Annotated in this window: 19 protein-coding genes; 5 read left to right on the forward strand and 14 right to left on the reverse strand. The window is 70.5% G+C overall.

Annotation, left to right across the window (positions count from 1 at the left end; genetic code table 11):
• Nucleotides 1-7 precede the first annotated feature (7 nt).
• Complete coding sequence (locus ACIA1L_RS20535; RefSeq protein ID WP_396074414.1) at nucleotides 8-901, forward strand: hypothetical protein; 894 nt, start codon at nucleotides 8-10, stop codon at nucleotides 899-901.
• A gap of 66 nt (nucleotides 902-967) precedes the next feature.
• Complete coding sequence (locus ACIA1L_RS20540; protein ID WP_396074415.1) at nucleotides 968-1897, forward strand: diacylglycerol/lipid kinase family protein; 930 nt, start codon at nucleotides 968-970, stop codon at nucleotides 1895-1897.
• Nucleotides 1898-1988: 91 nt separating this feature from the next.
• Here ACIA1L_RS20540 and ACIA1L_RS20545 read toward each other — a convergent pair whose 3' ends face one another.
• The gene (locus ACIA1L_RS20545; protein ID WP_396074416.1) at nucleotides 1989-2792 is read right to left on the reverse strand and encodes an RNA polymerase sigma factor SigF; all 804 of its coding nucleotides are present in this window, start codon (nucleotides 2790-2792) and stop codon (nucleotides 1989-1991) included.
• Nucleotides 2793-3068: 276 nt separating this feature from the next.
• Here ACIA1L_RS20545 and ACIA1L_RS20550 point away from each other — a divergent pair, with 276 nt between their 5' ends.
• On the forward strand, nucleotides 3069-4721 hold the full coding sequence (locus tag ACIA1L_RS20550; RefSeq protein WP_396074417.1) for a methyl-accepting chemotaxis protein: 1653 nt from the start codon (nucleotides 3069-3071) through the stop codon (nucleotides 4719-4721).
• 89 nt (nucleotides 4722-4810) lie between these two features.
• Here the strand turns inward: ACIA1L_RS20550 and ACIA1L_RS20555 are convergent, their stop codons facing one another.
• Nucleotides 4811-7066 (reverse strand): catalase, encoded by a 2256-nt coding sequence (locus ACIA1L_RS20555; protein ID WP_396074418.1) that lies wholly within the window; start codon nucleotides 7064-7066, stop codon nucleotides 4811-4813.
• Nucleotides 7067-7247: 181 nt separating this feature from the next.
• Here ACIA1L_RS20555 and ACIA1L_RS20560 point away from each other — a divergent pair, with 181 nt between their 5' ends.
• Nucleotides 7248-7838, forward strand: coding sequence for a hypothetical protein (locus ACIA1L_RS20560; protein WP_396074419.1), 591 nt, complete (start codon nucleotides 7248-7250; stop codon nucleotides 7836-7838).
• Nucleotides 7839-7912: 74 nt separating this feature from the next.
• Here the strand turns inward: ACIA1L_RS20560 and dapC are convergent, their stop codons facing one another.
• Both dapC and fdxA read right to left on the reverse strand, forming a co-directional pair.
• The gene (gene dapC, locus ACIA1L_RS20565; RefSeq protein ID WP_396074485.1) at nucleotides 7913-9010 is read right to left on the reverse strand and encodes a succinyldiaminopimelate transaminase; all 1098 of its coding nucleotides are present in this window, start codon (nucleotides 9008-9010) and stop codon (nucleotides 7913-7915) included.
• Nucleotides 9007-9333, reverse strand: a complete 327-nt coding sequence (gene fdxA / locus ACIA1L_RS20570; protein ID WP_396074420.1) for a ferredoxin — start codon at nucleotides 9331-9333, stop codon at nucleotides 9007-9009. The genes dapC and fdxA overlap by 4 nt, the downstream gene beginning before the upstream one ends.
• A 90-nt stretch (nucleotides 9334-9423) precedes the next feature.
• Here fdxA and ACIA1L_RS20575 point away from each other — a divergent pair, with 90 nt between their 5' ends.
• On the forward strand, nucleotides 9424-10386 hold the full coding sequence (locus tag ACIA1L_RS20575) for a GNAT family N-acetyltransferase (protein WP_396074421.1): 963 nt from the start codon (nucleotides 9424-9426) through the stop codon (nucleotides 10384-10386).
• Here the strand turns inward: ACIA1L_RS20575 and ACIA1L_RS20580 are convergent.
• The 10 genes from ACIA1L_RS20580 to mshB all read right to left on the reverse strand — a co-directional run bounded on the left by ACIA1L_RS20580 (nucleotide 10383) and on the right by mshB (nucleotide 18985).
• Nucleotides 10383-11000, reverse strand: a complete 618-nt coding sequence (locus ACIA1L_RS20580) for a hypothetical protein (RefSeq protein WP_396074422.1) — start codon at nucleotides 10998-11000, stop codon at nucleotides 10383-10385. The genes ACIA1L_RS20575 and ACIA1L_RS20580 overlap by 4 nt on opposite strands.
• The gene (locus ACIA1L_RS20585) at nucleotides 10997-12343 is read right to left on the reverse strand and encodes a hypothetical protein (RefSeq protein ID WP_396074423.1); all 1347 of its coding nucleotides are present in this window, start codon (nucleotides 12341-12343) and stop codon (nucleotides 10997-10999) included. The genes ACIA1L_RS20580 and ACIA1L_RS20585 overlap by 4 nt, the downstream gene beginning before the upstream one ends.
• The gene (locus tag ACIA1L_RS20590; protein ID WP_396074424.1) at nucleotides 12340-13143 is read right to left on the reverse strand and encodes an ABC transporter ATP-binding protein; all 804 of its coding nucleotides are present in this window, start codon (nucleotides 13141-13143) and stop codon (nucleotides 12340-12342) included. Before ACIA1L_RS20590 ends, ACIA1L_RS20585 begins: the two co-directional genes overlap by 4 nt.
• 51 nt (nucleotides 13144-13194) lie before the next feature.
• Nucleotides 13195-13992, reverse strand: a complete 798-nt coding sequence (locus tag ACIA1L_RS20595) for an anti-sigma factor family protein (RefSeq protein WP_396074425.1) — start codon at nucleotides 13990-13992, stop codon at nucleotides 13195-13197.
• Nucleotides 13989-14540, reverse strand: coding sequence for an RNA polymerase sigma factor (locus tag ACIA1L_RS20600; protein ID WP_396074426.1), 552 nt, complete (start codon nucleotides 14538-14540; stop codon nucleotides 13989-13991). The genes ACIA1L_RS20595 and ACIA1L_RS20600 overlap by 4 nt, the downstream gene beginning before the upstream one ends.
• Nucleotides 14541-14595: 55 nt before the next feature.
• Complete coding sequence (locus ACIA1L_RS20605) at nucleotides 14596-15321, reverse strand: alpha/beta fold hydrolase (protein ID WP_396074427.1); 726 nt, start codon at nucleotides 15319-15321, stop codon at nucleotides 14596-14598.
• Between the two features lie 35 nt (nucleotides 15322-15356).
• Entirely contained in the window at nucleotides 15357-15821 is a 465-nt protein-coding gene (locus ACIA1L_RS20610) for a hypothetical protein (protein WP_396074428.1), read from the reverse strand.
• Nucleotides 15822-15843: 22 nt separating this feature from the next.
• Nucleotides 15844-17592 (reverse strand): VanW family protein, encoded by a 1749-nt coding sequence (locus ACIA1L_RS20615; RefSeq protein WP_396074429.1) that lies wholly within the window; start codon nucleotides 17590-17592, stop codon nucleotides 15844-15846.
• A 74-nt stretch (nucleotides 17593-17666) separates the two neighbouring features.
• Nucleotides 17667-18110, reverse strand: coding sequence for a hypothetical protein (locus tag ACIA1L_RS20620; protein ID WP_396074430.1), 444 nt, complete (start codon nucleotides 18108-18110; stop codon nucleotides 17667-17669).
• Complete coding sequence (mshB, locus tag ACIA1L_RS20625) at nucleotides 18107-18985, reverse strand: N-acetyl-1-D-myo-inositol-2-amino-2-deoxy-alpha-D-glucopyranoside deacetylase (RefSeq protein WP_396074431.1); 879 nt, start codon at nucleotides 18983-18985, stop codon at nucleotides 18107-18109. The genes ACIA1L_RS20620 and mshB overlap by 4 nt, the downstream gene beginning before the upstream one ends.
• Between the last annotated feature and the right edge of the window lie 55 nt (nucleotides 18986-19040).

Here is a 19040-nt window from a genome sequence, read left to right on the forward strand (position 1 = left end):
TGTCGGCGTGACCGCTTCCCGCATGCTCCGGACCCTCGCGCTCAGCGCCGGAACCGTCCTCGGTTTCTCCGTCGCGGCGGCGGCCCCGGCCGCCGCCGCGGCCCCGGCCGACCCCGCAAAGATGGAGGCGGTCACCGAGATCGACGAGGAAATGGGCTGGCCGTCCAAACCCGAATACCGGACCCGGCGCGGCGATGTCGTCCGGGCGCCGCTCGGTGTGATCAGCATGGACGACAAACCGGTCCGTGGCCTCGTCGCCAAGGTCGCGATCGACCACACGCTCGAGTTCACCCAGCGCTACAGCAACTGTTGGTACACCGCCGACGCCGACACCGACATCGCGTGGTGCCAGTTCCCGACGGCGGTGCTGCCCCGAAACGGCGGCGGCCTGTCCATCACCACCCCAGTCGCCCGAGTGCACACCGACACAGCCCCGGGCACGGAAGCCACCGTTTCCTTCCGCTGGCAGAGCAAGGCCTGGTCCGACGCCCGCGGCGGGCTGCGACCGGTCACCGCATTCTTCGCTGGGCCAGGACAGCCGGTCGTCCGCGGCAACCAGGGCACACTGACCGTCGCGAAGCTGGCCCTGCCGATCGCGGACATCCGCACCAATGGCAACCACATCCGGCTCACCGTGACGAACGAGCCGCCGCTCACCCCGTCGCCGACACCGTCCGCGTCACCCTCGGTCACGCCGACGTCGTCGTCGCCGTCGCCCGCCGCGCCATCCTCCGCGCCCCCCGCACCGGCACCGACAACGTCGGCGGCTTCCGGTTCCGGTGCCGGACTTCCGATCACGGGTACGCCCGCAGCAACCGTCGCCACCACGGGCAGCGCCATGGTGCTGCTCGGCCTCCTCGCCACGTACCTCGTCCGCCGGCGCACCCGCTCCACCACGTGAGCCTCCGTCTGCCCGCCGCTGTCGCCGAGGGGCGCTGAGCGGCGGGTGGCGGTAGGGTTATCGCCGATGCGGACCAAGCAGCAGCTCACTGCGGACATCCACGGCGGACGGCGCGCGGCCCTCGTGGTCAACGCCCACTCCCGGCGGGGCGGCAAGCTCTACCGCGACGCCCGGAACCAGCTGCTCGCCGCCGGGTTCACGTCGCTCGGCGACTTCGGCGTCGACCGGCCCGGCGAGCTCGAGTCGAGCCTGTCCGAAGCCATCGCGCTGCGCCCCGACCTGCTGGCGGTCGGCGGCGGCGACGGCACGATCAGCACCGCGGCCCGGATGCTCGCCCACCAGGACATCGCGCTCGGGCTGCTGCCCTTGGGCACGACCAACAACTTCGCGCGTACGGTCGGAGTGCCGCTGGACCTGAGCGCGGCGGTCGACACGCTCGCCAACGGCATCGTGGTCGACGTCGACCTGGGCCGGGCCGGCGATCAGCTCTTCACCAACCACGTGGGCGTAGGGCTCTCCGCGGACGTCATGATCAAAGCGCCGCCGCGGTTGAAACGGCTCACCGGGCGGCTCGCGTACCCGCTGACGGCCCTGGCTCTGCTGGCCCGGCACCGGCCGCTGCGGGCCGTGGTCCGCGCCGGCAGCCGGCAGCACGAGTTTCGCACCCACCAGCTGTACGTCGCGAACGGCGGATTCCACGCCGGCCGGCCCATCACCGGCGACGCCGACGCGGACGACCGGCTGTTGGTGGCCTACCCGGTGGGCGGGTCGAACCGGCGCGGCCTGTTGCGCGAAACCGCGCGGAACGCCGCCACGGGGCACCGGCGCACGCTGCGGGAAGAGCCGTTCATCGCGGTCGGCGAGCTGCGCCTGGAAACCGACCGTCCGGCCCGGGTGGAGGTCGACGGCGAACCTTGCGGCCAGACGCCCATCCGCATCGAGGTCATCGGAAACGCGTTGCGCATCATGGCACCGCCCGGCACCGTCGACCGCTGATCCGACCGCTGGTTCCTGGTTCGGGTGCGTGAAACGCCGCTGACCCGCGGCTCGGAGGAGACGCGGGTCAGGCGGTGCGGGGCGGGCAGGCTCAGGCGGCCATCTCGAGGTGGCCGCGGAGCTTGGCGAGGGCCTTGGTGAGCAGGCGGGAGACGTGCATCTGGGAGATGCCGACCTGCTCGGCGATCTGCGACTGGGTCAGGTTGCCGTAGAAGCGCAGCGAGATGATCTTCTGCTCGCGCTCGTCCAGCGTGGCCAGGGCGGGGCCGAGGGCGATCCGGGTCTCGGCAAGCTCGAAGGCGGAGTCCTCGCCGCCAAGGGTGTCGCCCAGCTCGGTGCTGCCGTCGGCGTTGATCGGGGTGGAGAGGCTGGTGGCGTTGTAGGCGCGGGCGCCTTCCAGGCCTTCCAGCACGTCTTCCTCGGTGACGCCGAGGTGTTCGGCGATGTCCGTGACCGTCGGCGAACGACCCAGGGTGTGGCTCAGGGTGTTGTTGGCGCCGGTGATCGCGAGGCGAAGCTCCTGCAGGCGGCGCGGGACCCGGATGGACCAGGTGCGGTCGCGGAAGTGCCGCTTCAGCTCGCCGACGATGGTGGGGATCGCGAAGCCGGCGAACTCGACGCCGCGGTCGGCCTCGTAGCGGTCGACGGCCTTGATCAGGCCCATCACGGCGACCTGGAACAGGTCATCGGTGGGCTCGCCGCGGCCGGCGTAGCGGTTGGCCAGGTGCCGGGCCAGCGGCATCCAGGCCTCGATCGCGCGGTCGCGGACACCGGCACGGGACGGGTGCCCGGCGGGGAGGGCGGCCACCGCGGCGATCAGCTCGCTCGCGGGGTCCGTTGTCGCCGAGGAATCAGCAGCGAGCTCGGCGCTGTCGACAGAGGCGATAACGGTCATGGACGACTCCTTCAATCCCGGCCACCGAGTCTCGGTGGCCCTGTTCCCTGCAGTGACGTGCGGCGGAGCCGGGAGGCTAGACCCGTCGCGGTCGACCAGACATTTGCCCAGCAGCAAGGGTGTCCCAAACTCATCCGATCGGGCACAGAAACTGCGCCGAAAGGTGGATGCTGAAGCCGTAACCGACCCGCTCTCAGTTGCGGTCCACTACCGCCGAAGAGTCCGGTTAGGCGGGCCTGCCGCTGGACCTGAGGCGTGACGAGGAAGCGAGATCCGGTGCGGACATCGAAGACTGCGATTGAAGTCACCGTACGCCGGAACCCGCTGGTCGGCTGGCTGGCCGACCGGCCGGTGTGGCTGAAGAACCTGCTTCCCACCCTGATGATGGCGCTGGTGGCCGTCGCCATCTCCACCCTCTGCATCAGCGCGATGACCGAGGCCAACGACGACCTGGCGGAGATGAAGTCGGCCCACGTCGACAGCATGGAACAACTCGTCGTCGTGCGGGACGGCATCGGCGAGAACTTCCGCGGCCTCATGCTCGTCTGGGGCACCCCGATCAATCCCGAGTACGGCAAGATGGGCCGGGAAACGATCAAGGCCGCCGATGTCACGGTCGACCAGGCGCTCGACCGGTATCGCACGCTGGCCGAAGGCTCCGACCGCGTGGCGGCCGAAGAGCGGGTCGTGAAGGCGCTGGCCGACTACCGTGCCCTACGCAACGTCGTCGAGCTGGGCGAGGAACCGCCCGCCGGCTTCACCCTGCCCGCGCGCGACCAGCTCGTGCCCACCTACCTCGCGCGGGAGAAGGAGGTCAAGGACTCCCTGTCCGCGCTCCAGGCGTTGGAGAAGGAGACGGCCCAGGAGATGTCCGAGCACGCCGAGCAGGAGTTTCACACCGCCCGGGCGTGGACCATCGGCGCACTGGTCGCCGGGCTGGTGCTGGCTGCACTGTTCGCCCTCTGGCTCAACAAGGTCATGCGTGGTCAGCTCTCCAGCGTCTCCACCACCCTGGCCGCGTTCGCGGACGGCGACCTGACCCGGCGCGCCGAGGTCCACGGCCGCGACGAACTGGGTGGGATGGCCGCCGCGGTCAACCGGGCCAGCGACGCGACGCGCAGCACCGTCGAAGTGCTGAACACCGGCGCCCGTACGCTCGGCGGCAGCGCCAGGCAGCTCACCACCCTGACCGGCCGGATCGGCGACGCGGCCCGCGCCGCCGCAGAGCAAGCCGGTGCCGTCGCCACCGATGCCGGGGACGTGTCCAGCAATGTGCAGGCGGCGGCGTCCGGCGCCGAGGAGATGGGCGCCTCGATCAGTGAGATCGCGCAGAACGCCAACGAGGCCGCCCGGGTCGCGGCCGAGGCGGTCGCCATGGCCGACCAGACGAACCGTACGGTTTCCAGCCTGGGCGAGTCCTCGGCCGAGATCGGCAACGTGGTGAAGGTGATCACCTCGATCGCCGAGCAGACCAACCTGCTCGCCCTGAACGCGACCATCGAGGCGGCCCGCGCCGGGGCCGCGGGTAGCGGCTTCACCGTGGTAGCCAACGAGGTCAAGGACCTGGCGCAGGAAACCGCGCGGGCGACGGAGGACATCTCCCAGCGGGTGACCGCGATCCAGTCCGAGACGGGCAAGGCGGTCCTGGCGATCCAGGAGATCGGCCAGATCATCGCGCGAATCAACGACTACCAGCTGACCATCGCGTCCGCGGTCGACGAGCAGAGCGCCACGACCAGCGAGATGGGCCGCAACGTCACCGGCGCCGCGGACGGCACGACGAACATCGCCCGGACCATCGAGGGGGTCGCCGCCGCCGCGCAATCGACGACGAGCACGCTGGCTGAGGCCGACGAAGCCGTCAGCGACCTCGCCGGACTGGCCCGCGAGCTCCAGGCAACAGTCGGCCGGTTCCGCGTCGAGAACTGACGCCCGATGCAGCAAGCCCGCCCCCGACGGTACGGGGACGGGCTTGCGTCATGACGGGCGACCGAGGACCGATCCCGCGGCCGGCACTCTCAGGCGACCGAGGCGGGGAACCGCTCCCAGGCTCGGTGCGCGGCCAGGAGTGGCTGCAACGCCGCGAAGGCCTCCGGACCAGAGCCGGCAGTGACGACGCCCGGGGTGTCCTTGACACCGGCCTGCGTGAGCACGGTTTCGCCGGTCCCCCACGCGACGACGGCCTTGGCGTGCCGCCAGGCCTCCTCGACCAGCAGGATCACCCGCGGATCCACCGTCCCACCAGCGGCGCCCGCCGTGGCGCCCCGGGCGGGCAGCGCGTCGGGAGCGGGCGCGGGTGCTGCGGCAAGCAGGATCGCGTCGAACTCGATGGACCGGGCGGTGGCGAAGGTACGTTGCACGGGCAGGCCACCGACCTTGCCCCCGTGCGCAGCAATCAGCAGCGGTGTCATACCCGCAGCGAAGACCGCCTGGCGCACCTCGTCGACGCCGGCCATGTCGGTCTCGTCGACGACGACGCCGATGACGCGGCCGTCAGCCGGCCATTCCCCGCCCACCTGCGACAGTGCCGGGCTGGGCTCCACGTCCACCAGGGGTACGGTCGGCTCGGGCGCCGGAAGGCCCAACCCCGTCGCGACCTGCTCGCACAGCACCGGGTCGATGTTCGCGAGGCAGCGCAGCTGCCGCTCCTTGATCGCCTGCTCGTAACACTTCGCCAGCTCGAACGTGTACGCCCGAATGATGTGTTCCTTCTCGACGGGCGACATGCTCTGCCAGAACAGGCGCACCTGGCTGTAGTGGTCGTCGAAGGAAACCGGGTTCTCGCGCACCTTCGGCGCCTCGGCGACCCGGACCGGGAAGTCCAGGAACGCCTGCTCTGCGTCGCCCGCCTCGAACGGGTTGCCGCCGTCCAACGAGTTCGGCTTGTACGGCGCCACGCCTGCATGCACCGCGTGCTGGTGGAAGCCGTCACGGAGCATGTCGTTGACCGGGGCGTGCGGGCGGTTGATCGGAATCTGCGAGAAATTGGGTCCGCCGAGCCGGGTGAGTTGCGTGTCGACATAGGAGAAGAGTCGGCCCTGCAGCAGCGGGTCGTTGGTGACGTCGATACCGGGCGGCAAGTGTCCGAGGTGGAACGCGACTTGCTCGACCTCGGCGAAGTAGTTGGTGGGCGTGCGGTTCAGGACCAGCTTGCCGATCGCCTGGACGGGTGCGAGCTCCTCGGGAACGATCTTGGTCGGGTCGAGCAGGTCGATGCCGGCGAAGGTCTCCTCGGGGGTGTCCGGGAAGACCTGGATGCCGAGTTCCCACTCCGGGAAGGCGCCGGCTTCGATCGCGTCGTACAGATCGCGGCGGTGGTAGTCGGGGTCCATGCCCGCGGCGATCTGGGCCTCTTCCCAGTCGAGGGAGTGCACACCCAGCTTGGGCTTCCAGTGGAACTTCGCCAGCACGGTCTCGTTAGCCGCGTTGATCAGTCGGAACGTGTGGACGCCGAAGCCTTCCATCGTCCGGTAGGAGCGCGGGATGCCCCGGTCGGACATGTTCCAGATGGTGTGGTGCTGGGCTTCGGTGTGCAGGGAGACGAAGTCCCAGAAGGTGTCGTGTGCGCTCTGCGCCTGCGGAATTTCCCGGTCCGGGTGCGGCTTTCCGGCGTGGATGATGTCCGGGAACTTGATGGCGTCCTGGATGAAGAACACCGGCATGTTGTTGCCGACCAGGTCGAAGGTGCCTTCGTCGGTGTAGAACTTCGTGGCGAAGCCCCGAGTGTCCCGGACGGTGTCGGCCGAGCCGCGCGAGCCGAGGACCGTCGAGAAGCGTACGAAGACCGGGGTTTCCTTGCCCTTGGCGAGAAAGCCGGCGCAGGTGACGCCGTCCGCTGACCCGTAGCCGGTGAACGTGCCGTGCGCCCCGGCACCTCGGGCGTGTACGACGCGTTCCGGGATCCGCTCGTGGTCGAAGTGGGTGATCTTCTCGCGAAAGTGGTGGTCCTGCAGCAGGATCGGGCCGCGCGGCCCGGCTTTCAGCGAGTGGTCGGTGTCGCGGAGCCGAGTCCCGTTCGCGGTGGTGAGGTACGCGCCCTGCTGGCCCTTCGCGGTGGGTGGGACCCCGGTCTCGGCACCCGTCGGCGTGCGAGTGTCCGGCGCTCCCTGCTCGTCCTTCGGCGGCAGTGGCGCGACCGGCGTGGTCGGCTCTTCGAGGGGCGCCGGGGCGCTGCCAGGAGAGCCGGGCACGTCCGGAGTCAGGGCTTCGGTCACCTTGGCCGCGGCGGCCTCGACGGCGCCTTTGACGACCTCTGCCGGTTTGCGGGAATTCATCGGAACGAGTCCTCCAGATACGGCGAGCGCGGGGGGCTTACAGCGCGTACCCGGCCGGTTTCGGCGCAAACGATCTGCGCCAATCCGCCGTCACCCGTTACGGATCATCCGAATGGGGCAAAAAATGATCTTCATGGCGTCCTGAGGTTTTATGTCGCTTTTGGGCGGTACCTTTCCGACCATGATCAAGGTCACACACTTCCTCCGCAACGCTGCCGTGGCGAGCATCGCCGCCGCCGCGATCATCCTGCCCATGAACAGCGGCGCGGCCGTTGCCGCCCCGGCCAAGCCGACCGCCCCGGCCGCGGTCCAGGCCCCGGCGCTGAGCAGCGCGGCCAAGGCGTTCACCGCCAAGTGGAAGGGTGCCGTCTGCGTCAACGCCCACATCCAGGACATCGGCTGGCAGGGCTGGCGTTGCGCGAAGGCCGGCAAGGTCGTCACCGCCGGCACCTGGGGTCAGTCCCGGCGCATGGAGGCGCTGTCCATCCTCACCACCAAGTCCGGCGGCATCTGCGCCCGGGCCCACGTCGAGAACATCGGCTGGCAGCCGGTCCGCTGCGCCAAGAAGAACCACATCGCCACGGTCGGCACCTGGGGCCAGTCGCTGCGCATGGAGGCCCTGCGCCTCGCCACCGCCAAGAAGATCTGCGTCCAGGGCCACGTGCAGGACATCGGCTGGATGGGCAAGAGCTGCGCCAAGAACTGGAAGTGGGCGAGCGCCGGCACCACCGGCCAGAGCCTGCGCCTCGAAGCCCTGAAGGTCATGGTCTGACCCGCTAGTACTTCCTTCTCACCGCCGCGGGCGGGGGCTTCAAGCCCCCGCCCGCATCTACTTGCCCACGTTCCTCACGCCCCCGCGAGCCGGGCGGCGGCTGCGGCCACGCGCTCGTCGGTGGCCGTCAGTGCTACCCGGATGTGCTGCGCAGCCGCCGGGCCGTAGAACGCGCCGGGCGCCGCAAGGATGCCCCGCTCGGCCAGCCAGTCGACCGTCTTCCAGCAGTCTTCGCCGCGGGTCGCCCACAGGTAGAGGCCCGCTTCGCTGTGCTCGATCACCAAGCCGGCCCCCACCAGCGCCGCGCGCAGCGCCTCCCGCCGCGCGGCATAGCGGTCGCGCTGCTCGACGACGTGCGACTCGTCGCCCAGCGCCGCGATCATCGCCGCCTGCACCGGGGCCGGAACAATCATGCCGCCGTGCTTGCGAACCGCGAGGAGCTCCGCCACCACCGCCGGATCACCGGCCACGAACCCGGCGCGGTAGCCAGCAAGGTTGGACCGCTTGGACAAGGAATGCACGGCGAGCACACCGGTGTAGTCGCCGCCGCACACCTCGTCCGCGAGCACCGAGACCGGGGTCTGCTCCCAGCCCAGCGACAGGTAGCACTCGTCGGAGGCGACCAGCACGCCACGTTCACGGGCCCACTCGACGACCTTGCGCAGGTGCGCCACCGGCAGCACCTGGCCGGTCGGGTTCGACGGCGAGTTGATCCAGACCAGCCGCACCCGACGGTCGGGGCCGAGCGCAGTGAGCGAATCACTGCGGACCACCTCAGCGCCGGCGAGCCGCGCCCCCGCCTCGTACGTCGGGTAGCAGATCCGGGGAATGACCACGACGTTGCCGGGACCAATCCCCAGCAGCGTGGGCAGCCAGGCCACCAGCTCCTTCGAGCCGATGGTCGGCAGCACGGCGGGATCGCCGGAGGTGGCACACGCCGCGCGCACCCACTGACCGATTGCCGTTCGCAGCGCCGGGGTGCCCGCGGTCAGCGGGTAGCCCGGCGCATCCGCCGCAGCGGCCAGCGCGGCGCGGATCACGGCCGGAACAGGGTCGACGGGGGTGCCGACCGAGAGGTCGACGATGCCGCCGGGATGCCCGGCGGCGATCGCCTTCGCCGGCTCCAGCAGGTCCCAGGGAAAATCGGGGAGCGCCGCCGAAAGCACGGTCAGTGCGCATCCCCGCGCGGCGGCTGGGCCGCCACGAACGTCGCGTCCTTCTCGACCTTGCCCATCTTCGAGGCGCCGCCGGGCGAGCCCAGGTCCTCGAAGAACTCGTAGTTGGCGTTCGTGTAGTCCTTCCACTGCTCCGGGACGTCGTCTTCGTAGAAGATCGCCTCGACCGGGCAGACCGGCTCGCAGGCCCCGCAGTCAACGCACTCGTCGGGGTGGATGTAGAGCATCCGGTTGCCCTCGTAGATGCAGTCGACCGGGCACTCCTCGATGCATGCCTTGTCCAGGACATCGAGGCAGGGCTCAGCGATGATGTAGGTCACGGTCTTTCCCTTCCGGAGCCATGCCGCTAACAGCTCAGCAGCGCGACGGTACGCCGCAGAGCCTAGTATCTCGCCGACAGGAGGTGGGGCGTGCTCCGACGGCAGGATGTGGGACATCGGGTTGTCGTTCGTCGAATTGTAGGCGTTTCCCAGAATCGCCCACTTTTCACGGATGCGCTGGGCGAACTTGTGGCGCTGACGGAGACAGATCTCACTATCGCCACCGCCAAGGGCACAGTTCGGGTACCGCTCACCGAGGTGCACCGGGCCAAACGCGTTCCGCCTGCCCGCCGCCCACCCGCGGCCGAGGTGGCCGCGCTGGAACTGGCCGCCAACGAGGGCTGGCCCGCCCCGGTGCAGGCCCGGCTCGGCAGCTGGATCCTGCGCGCCGCCGGGAACTGGACCGGCCGGGCCAACTCCGCGCTCGCCGTCGGTGATCCGGACCGCACCCTCGACGCCGCGATCGACGCCGTCGAGCAGTGGTACGCCGCCCGCGGCCAGCAACCGTTGATCAACGCTCCGATGCCGCTGGCCGCCCCGGTCAACGCGGCGCTGGACGCCCGGGGCTGGACCGCCCGGCCGCTGACCCTGGTGCAGACCGCCCGGGTGCCGAACCTGCTGAACACCCTCCCCGAGCGCACCGACCTGCCCACGGTCGAGCTCGCCGACGCCCCCACCGACGACTGGTACGCCCTGGTCGCCGAGCACAAGGGCACCCTGCCCGAGCCGGCGAAACGCGTGCTGACCGGCGTACCCGTCGCTGTCTTCGCGCACGTCCGCGACGCGGAGGGTGACCTGCTCGCGGTGGCCCGGGGCGCGGTGACCGGGCCGGACCGGTGGCTCGGGGTGGCCTTGCTGCAGACCGCTCCCGCCGCCCGGCGTCGGGGACTTGGGGCCCATGTCATGCGGGCGTTGGCGGGGTGGGCGCTCCAGCACGGGTCGGCGCGGGCCTACCTGCAGGTGGAAGAACGCAACACGCCCGCTGTCGAGCTTTACCGGAAACTGGGCTTCCGCACCCACCACACCTATCTGACCCGCGAGGCGCCGCGCTAAGCCGGGGACGGGTCGGATGCCGGCCGGGGAGGCGTGCCGCGCAGGGCGTAGGCGGCCGTCCCGGCGACGATCAGCACTGCGGCGGTCAGCGCGGCGGGCTTGTTGCCGATCGGCTGCATCATCCAGGTGAAGGCCTGCTCCGGCACGGTCAGCTTCTCGCTGCCGGCGGCGACGACCACGATCGCGGGCAGCGTCCACAGCAACGGCAGGAACCAGCAGCGGTGGGCACCGAGCAGGGCCGCGCCCAGGGCGGTCAGGCCGAGCAGCCCACCGGTGTCGCGGGCCACCTCTGCCGCGGGGCCGAACCGAGCCGACGTCACCAGCGTCGCCAGCAGCACACCCGTCATCGCGGCCCAGGCGACGAGCAGATGCGCGAACCGGCGTGGCACCCAGCGTTTCGCCGCGGTCCGGTCCAGCGCGTCGTCATTGCCGGCCAGCGTGCCGCCTACGGCGCTGACCAGCACGACCACGATCAGCACCACGTACGGGAACAGCACGTCCCGCTCTTTCGAGAAGACGCTCCACAGCACCCAGAAAGTGGCGATCAGGCCGAACCCGGCCCCGGCCACCGCCGGCACGCTCCGGGAGCGGAGGTAAAGCCACAGCCACCTCACTTCGCGCGTCCTTGCAGAATCGCGGTCAAGTCGGTCCGGCACTCCTTGACCCCGGCGCGGACGGCGGCGACCCGCTGCACAGCCTGGTCCCGGGGCATGGAGCCCAGCTCGGTGGCGAGCCGCGTGGCCTGGTCGACTTCGGCCGGGTCTACGAACAGGCCGGCCGCCGGCGTCTTTCCCGCGAACCAATACACGGCCGCGGCGAGGGCGGCCCCGTTCGCCGTCTGCTGTTCCTCGGTCCACGCATCGCAGTCGTACCTGCCCTGCGAGATGAAGGTGGTGAGAGTGTCCAGGACGAACTTCTCCTGCACGAGCTCCCCACTACGTTCGACGAGGAAGGTGAGGGTGTCCGGGCCGGGCCGTCCGGTGGACACGTCCCGGGCGTCGCCGTAGGGCAGGTGCCAGTCCTCGACAGCGCTCGTCGGTGCGTCGGGCAAGTCGGCCAGCTTCGCCAGGACCTCCCGGGCCAGCGGAGTCGCCGCCGGCAGCACCTTGGCGTTCACCCTGGTGACACAGACCCGGGGCGTGCCCTCGGCGCAGACCAGCTCGGCGCCGGCCAGGTCCCGGACCCACTGCGCATTGGCGGTGTCCACTCGCGGCGACAACGCGACGGCCAGCCCGGCACCGAGCAGCACGGGCACGATCGCCGCCGGGCGGAACCGTTTGGAGGCAGGGGCGACCAGCAGCAATCCGGTCAGCGCCAGCCCGACCAGCCAAAGCGTCTGTCCGACGGTGAACGAGGCCGGCAGCGTGTAGTACGGGTCCCACGGCGCCGACATCATCGGCGACAGCAGGTCCGCGAGCCACCGCGCGTTCTTGAAGATGACCCCGAGCAGGACCTGCACCGCGAAGCCGACGACGGCCAGCGCGGGCGCGGTCACCAGGTGCGGCACCAGATAGCCGACACCCATGCCGAGCCACACCGCTGCCACCAACGACAGCCCTCCGATGGCGACCACCGCGGGCACCGCTGCGGGGAAATAGGTGGCGCCGCCGGCGATCCAGGCGGCACCCGCCGCGAAGGCCAGCAAGTAGGAAGTGAACGCGGCGACACCGAGCACAGCGGCGGTGACCACGATGCGGTGCCAGCGGGGCCGGCCGGTGGTGGCGAAGAGCTCGTCCACCTGGGCTCGCTGCTCCCAGCGCATCTGCCAGGCGCCCAAGGCCAGCGCGATCGGCCACAGCAGCACCAGCAGGAGCCGCTGACCGCTCGCCAGCATCAGCCAGCCCCCGGACCAGAACGGGCTGTCGGCGAACATGGCGATCAAGCAAGCGGCCAGCAACAACAGCAGAACGACGGGCGCGGTCGAGCGGCGCGCCTGGATCCACAGCGCCCGGGTCATCGGCCGTTCTCCGTCCGGTACGCCCGCAGCAGCGCGGAGTAGCCACGCTCGGCGGGGCTGTCCCCGGCATCACCGGCTCCGCCGCGCGCGGCGAGGTCTGCCGGAGTGCCCTGGTAGACGAGACGTCCGGCGTCGACCAGGACTACGTCGGAGCAGGCGGCGACCACGTCCTCGACGAGGTGGGTGGAGACCAGCACCGTGCTGTCCACGCCGATGTCGCGCAGCAGTTCCCGGAAGTCGAGGCGTTGCTCCGGGTCGAGGCCCACGGTCGGCTCGTCCAGCAGCAGGATCTCCGGGTCGTTCACGATCGCCTGGGCAATGCCAGCCCGCCGCAGCATGCCACCGGACAGCGTCTTGAGCTTTGATTCGGCCCGGTTCGTCAGGCCCACCCGGTCGATGGCCCGCTGCACCGCTGCGGGGATGGCCGCCTTCGGCATCTCTTTCAGCCAGGCCATGTATTCGACGAACTCCCGCACGGTGAACCGCGGGTAGAAGCCGAAGTGCTGCGGCAGGTAACCGAGGCCGCGGCGGACCCGGCGCAGGTCGCCCCGGGCGCTGACGTCCGCGCCGAGCAGGGCGAGCGAGCCGCCGGCTGGTTCGATCACGGTGGCGAGAGCGCGCATGAGGGTGGTCTTGCCCGCGCCGTTCGGGCCGAGCAGGCCGTGGACGCCGGTGCCGAGGGCGAGGTCGAGCCCGTCGACGGCGAGGTGCCGCCCGGCCTTGACCTTCAGCCCCGAGGCGTGCACCGCCCAGGCGTAGGTGGTCGGGGCCGTTTCGGCCGCGCTGATGGCGCGCATCATCGTCTCTCCGTTCCGTCGTGCGGGATAACAGGTACGAGGTAAGGGGTGGGATCAGCCTTTGCCGGCACCGAACCGGCGGTGGTCGGCGCCGCGAACGAGCACCAGTCCCACGAGGAGCGCAGTGAGTACGGCCCAGACCGGCCAGCTCCCTCCGCTGAGGAGGGCCGGCAGGCGCGCGGTGACCATGCTCGGCACCACGACCGCGGCGGACCAGGCGATCGTCAGCCCGATCGCGGCACGATCGATGCCGAACAGTCCGCCGAGGGCGAGGGTGCCGGCGGTGAACGCCAGGCAGGGCAGCAGCCAGAGGGCCGGGGAGTGGCCGGTCCCCCAGGCCGCCAGGGCCAGCGCGGGAATGACCGCCGCCAGCACCGACAACGTTCGGCGCAACAGCAGCTGGAGACCGGTACGCGGCATGCTCGCCACGAGTTCCCAGGCCGGGTCGGTGCGCCGGCTCCACGCCGCGGCGACCGGCAGCAGGGGCACCACCGGCGCCAGCAACAGCACCAGCGACGGCATCTCGGGGAACAACCGCTCGAAGATGACCGCTGCGCCGATCAGCAGGCCTGCCGTGGCGAGCCAGGGCAGCACCCGGGCGGCCACTCCGGTCCGCCGCAGCCGCCGTCGGGGCCCAGCCGGCGCCGGGCCGGTGGCGATCCCGGCCGAAACGCCCTCGGCGACTCGGGCGAGCAGGTCCTGGGTGCCGGGGTCGATGGCGGCGGTCACGTGGTCCCGGCAGTCGGCGCAGGTTTCCAGGTGGGCCTCCATGGCCCAGAGGGTGGCTTCGTCGACGTCGGTGTCGCCAGTGGCGTAGCGCGAGATCAGGTCGGGGGACGGATGGGTGTTCACGAGAGCGCCTCCCGCAGTGCGATCCGGGCCCGCCGCGCGCGGGTCTTGACGGTTCCTTCCGGCATGCCGAGCAGCAGCGACGTCTCCCGAACGGTCAGCCCGTCGAGCACCATCGCGCGCAACACTTGGCGTAGTTCCGGCGGCAGGTTGAGCAGGGCGTTCTCGAGGTTGGCGTCGATCCGGCCGGCCATCACCTCGTCCTCGGCGGCGGGTGCCACAGTCTCGACCGTCTCCACGGTGGGGACGCGGGAGCGCCGGGCCCGGCTGCGGAACGCGTCGACCAGCCGGTGCGCGGCGATGGTCCAGAGCCAACCGACCGCGCTGCCCTCGGGTGCGGTGCTCGCCTGGCTGGCGGCGGAGCGCCACACCGCCAGGTAGGTCTCCTGGAGCACGTCGGCGACCACGTCTTCGTCGGCGCAGCGCCGGCGCAACCGCACGGCCAGCCACGGCGACGTCCGCCGATACAGCTCGTCGAAGGCGCGACGGTCGCCGCGCGCCGTACGGCGCAGCAGCTCTCCCTCGTCGAGCTCCGCCAAGGTTTTTCTCACACCCGGCTAGACGACGAGATGATCAGCAACGGTTCTCGCCGCAAAGTGATCTGGGTCACATCTCGGTCGAGGACAGAAAGTCGCGGATCATGAGGTGGCACAGCTCGGGCCGGTCCAGCAGCACGCCGTGCCCCGCACCCGGCACGATCGCCAGCTGGACGTTCGACAAGCCGCGGTGCAGGGCGTGCAGGTGCGGAGGCTCCACCTCGTCGTCGTCACCGAACATCAGCAGCGTCGGCGTTTCGATGCCGGCCAGGTCGGCGGTCGTGAGCACCGGTTCGGTGCGGTGCATGCGGTCCAGCTTCGCCGCAACCACCGGCCAGTGCGCCGGCCCATCCGGGGAGACTTCGCCGTACCAGGAGCTGAGGAACTCGGTCGCCTCGTCGTCCAGGTCCAGGACGCCGGGACGCCAGCCCTCGTGGTGGAAGACGCCGGAAGCGAAGACCAGCCGGCGGACCAGGCCGGGGTGGCGCAGGGCGGTGAGCAGGGCGACGGGGGCACCGTCACTGTGTCCGACCAGGTGCGCCGGACCGCCGACGACCTCGGTGAGGAAGGCGGCGGTGTCGTCGGCCATCTGTGCGTACCCGATGGGTCCGTCGACGTCCGCGGTCCGGCCGTGCCCACGCCGGTCGAACCGGTAGACGTGCAGTGCGTCGGCCAGGGCGAGGGTGACGTCGAAGGCCCGCGAGTCGGCGCCGCCCGGATGCAGCAGCACGACCGGGTCGCCCGCTCCGTGCTCGTCCCACCAGGTGTTGACCGCGCCGAGCTGCGTGTACGGCATGGCCGGATCCTCTCACCCCGGCCGGGTCGCCACGGTCAGCGACGGACGACGCGCCGGGGCTTGCCCGCCTTGGCCGCGGTGAAGGCCTTGAGCGACTGGGAGCGGTAGTCCCGGCCGAGCATCGTCGCGATCCAGTAACCGAAAAGGATGCCGACGATGGCGAAGCCGCCGTACAGCCAGATCTGCGAGAAGAAGTTGCCGGCGCCGGCCGAGAACGGGTAGCCGCCGCTGAGGAACGGGCCCACCAGAATCGTCAACAGCATGCCGCCGATCGCCGCCGCGGCGAGGCTGGGCAGCCACTCGCTGGGCAACGACTTCTGCGCCCGGACGTACGCCACCGACGCGAGGATCACGCCGATCGTCGCGAACATGCCGATGGTGATCCGGTACTGGGCGGTGTCGTCACCGTCGAACCCGAACCGGGTGATCAGCCGTGCCACCACGTTCACTGCGAACAGTGCTCCGGCCAACACCGCGATCGGCACCACCCGCTGCTTCATGACGTCCTCCGACATACCAGGCCTACGGCTCCTCGCCGCCGCACACGAACCGTGGCTCGGGATCGTAGCGCCAGGAGAACTTCTCGCGCACGACCTCCTCGCCATCCTTGCGGATCACGCGCCAAGCGTCCTGGGTGAAACCTGGCAATCCGCTGGACTCGATGCACTTCGGGCCGGGCTCGCGGTGCACGGTCGGCGGCGACGTCACGTTGCGGCGCGGCCCGCGTACGGTCTTGACGCTGTCGTAGACCTTCGTGCTGAACATCCGCACCGTCACCGAGCCACTGGTGTACGAGGTGTCGATGAAGATCCCGTACGGCGTGGTGTTCTTGAACTTCAGGTCCAGCGTCGGATAGAAGATCGTGGACTCGATCACCGCGGGATAGCGGGAGAAGTAGAACGAGTGCGGCTTGTGCTCGACATCTTCCAGCCCGGCGTAGTAGGCGGCGTTGAACAGGGTCGTGGTGAACTGCGACGCGCCGCCGCCCACGCCCGGCTCCAGCTTCCCGCCGACGATGACCGGGGCATCTTTGTATCCGGCGGCGTAGTTGCGTTCGCCGGTGTGCCCGTTGAGCGAGAACGTCTCGCCGGGCCGGACCAGCGCCCCGTCGACCGCCCGGGCGATCGTCATGATGTTCTGGCTGCGCGGCGAGCTGGCCCCGCCGGTGAAGTAGGTGGTGAAAGCCGACACCTTCTCCTTGATGCCGAGCGTCTTCACCCCGGCCGCGGTCAGGTCGGGCTGCCGCTCGACGAGAACGGCCGCCACCTCGCGCGGCGCCGGCTTGCCAAGGACATCCAGCAGGGCGGTGCCCAGCGCGCCGAGGTCCACCATGTCTCCCGGCGTACCCGCAACGATTGTCGGTTTGCCTTTCGAGAGCTTGACCCGAGCGTCTCGGGGGGCCTTCTCCACCGTGGCGAAGGCTTGCTCCGCGGCAGCATGCAGCCGTTTGCCGTCAATGGTGGGCGTGAGCCGGCCGTCGTCGTCCGAGCGGAACACGAGCCCGGCAGCGATCGCCGCGGGGGCGAGGGTGAACGACTTCGCGCCCACCCGCACGGTCACCGGCGCGGCGACGGCGGGCTCGGCCAGCTCGTGGATCAGCGCGTCGACCTGCTCGCTGCCGGTGATGGGCGTCCGGTCGACCAGCGGCACCAGGGCCGTCTCGCCGAGCGGCCAGGCCCGACGAACCTCGGCGGCAGCGAGTGCCGGGTCCAGGTTGCGGCCGGCCGCCGGGTAGGTGGGCTTCGGGGTGCGGCCCGCGTACGCGATCCCGGGCTTCTTCAGGGTGATCTGTCTGGGGTCGACCTCGCGGCGCAGCAGGCCTGCGAGTTTCGCCTCGTCGAGCTCGACCACGGGGTCGACGGTGCGTACGCCGAACGGCACGGGGTTGCCCCGCATGGCGCGGCCGACGCTGCGGTCGATGTCGAGGGTCAGCGCGAGGTCCGCGGGTGGCACGGTGAGGAGCTCGCCGTCGAGGTCGATCTGGACGGGTTCACCCGTGCGGCCCTCGACAGCGTCGGTGAGCAACCGTTCGGCGTCACTGCGGGACAGTCCGCCGAGGTCGACGCCGAGCATGTGGGTGCCGCGCGGGACGTCCCCGCCGTACGACCAGGCGACCGCACCGGCGCCGGCGATCAGGACGGCAGCGACGGTGCCCACGATGACGACGCGCTTACGGTTGAGCGGCCCTGGCGCGGAGGCATTACTGCTTGCGTAGACCGTGGAGGCGGCCGATGCCGCGGTGTCTTCGGATACGGAGGTCAACGATGTCACCTTCAGCGGCGGCGGCGGACTTCCGAAGAGTCTGCGGCCCGGTCAGCGCCGTCGACGCACGCCACGACCGGATGTCATGACTTTGTGACGGTTGGGCGGAGAATAGCCCGATATGCGTACACGGCGAAGGTCAGGCTGCCCACCAGAATCATCGCCAGCGCCACCCAGTCCTCCGGGCCGACCAGATAGTCACCCTCGGTGGTCCTGAACCCGGCAGCGAAAAACATGATCACGGTCCACAACACCCAGGGCACGGCAACCGCCGAACGCCGCCCCACCGCCGCCTCGGCAAACCAGCACAACGCGTAATTGGCGACGGCCGCGAACAGGATCGCCACGCCGATCGGCACCTGGCCGATCCGCAGCGGCGACCAGTACAGCTCCAACAGCGCACTAAAGACCGTGGCGAGCACCAGCACGACCAGACCGCCGATGGTGATCAGCCGCTCCACGGCCGGTCTCGGCGCAGTGACCGGCGGCTCGGCCGGCGGGGCGGGCACGGACGCTTCCAGCGTCATCGCCCCACCACATTGCTGAACAGGTCGCTCTCCCACTTGTGCGGACCCGACACCTCGCCGCGCTCCCCCTTGACCAAGGTGAAGTACTCCACGCCCATGAACTCGCCGCCGAAGTCGCCGGCGATGCCGTACAGCCAGGAATTGTCCGGGATCTGGGTGGCATGCGCGCGCATCGCGGCGACCTTCTGGTCATAGAAGTCGGTGCCGTCGATCCGGGCCGCGATCTCGTCATCCGGGTGCCCGAACGGCAGATCGTCCACGTGCTCCACCCCGGCGAACGGGTTGTCGTCCATCCCCCGGAACGCGGCCATGCCACCTTCCAGCACGCTGCGCGGCATCGCCGTGTAGTAGATCTTCTCGGGGCCGAAGCCCTCCGCCTCGGCCAGCTCCGCCGCGCGCATCGCCACCCGGTGCGCCTGGATGTGGTCCGGATGCCCGTAGAAGCCGTTCTCGTCGTACGTGATCAGGACCTGCGGGCGTACCTCCCGCATGATGGCGAGGCAGCTCGCCGCCGCCTCGTCCAGATCGGCACCCCAGAAAGCCCGCGGGTGGTTGTTGGTCTCCAGACCCATCATCCCGGAGTCGCGGTAACGGCCCGCACCGCCGAGGAAGCGGTGATCGGTCACGCCCAGCGCGGCACAGGCGCGCTGCAGCTCCGAAATCCGCCACCCACCGAGCTGATCGGCCTGCTGCGCCTCCAGCCCGGCCAGCGCCGGCACGTGAATCTCACCCTCCTCACCCAACGTGCAGGTCACGAGCGTCACCTGGGCGCCCTCGGAGACATAACGGGCCATAGTCGCGCCGGTGCCGGTGACCTCATCGTCGGGGTGAGCGTGCACCAGCATGAGGCGGCGGGCGGGCAGGGTGTCGGTCACCCGCGCCACTTTACGCGCGTGGTGTACCAGGCCCGCGTCTGCTGTTTGCCGCACG

The organism is Actinoplanes sp. NPDC051859, assembly GCF_044452725.1.
Taxonomy (GTDB): domain Bacteria; phylum Actinomycetota; class Actinomycetes; order Mycobacteriales; family Micromonosporaceae; genus Actinoplanes.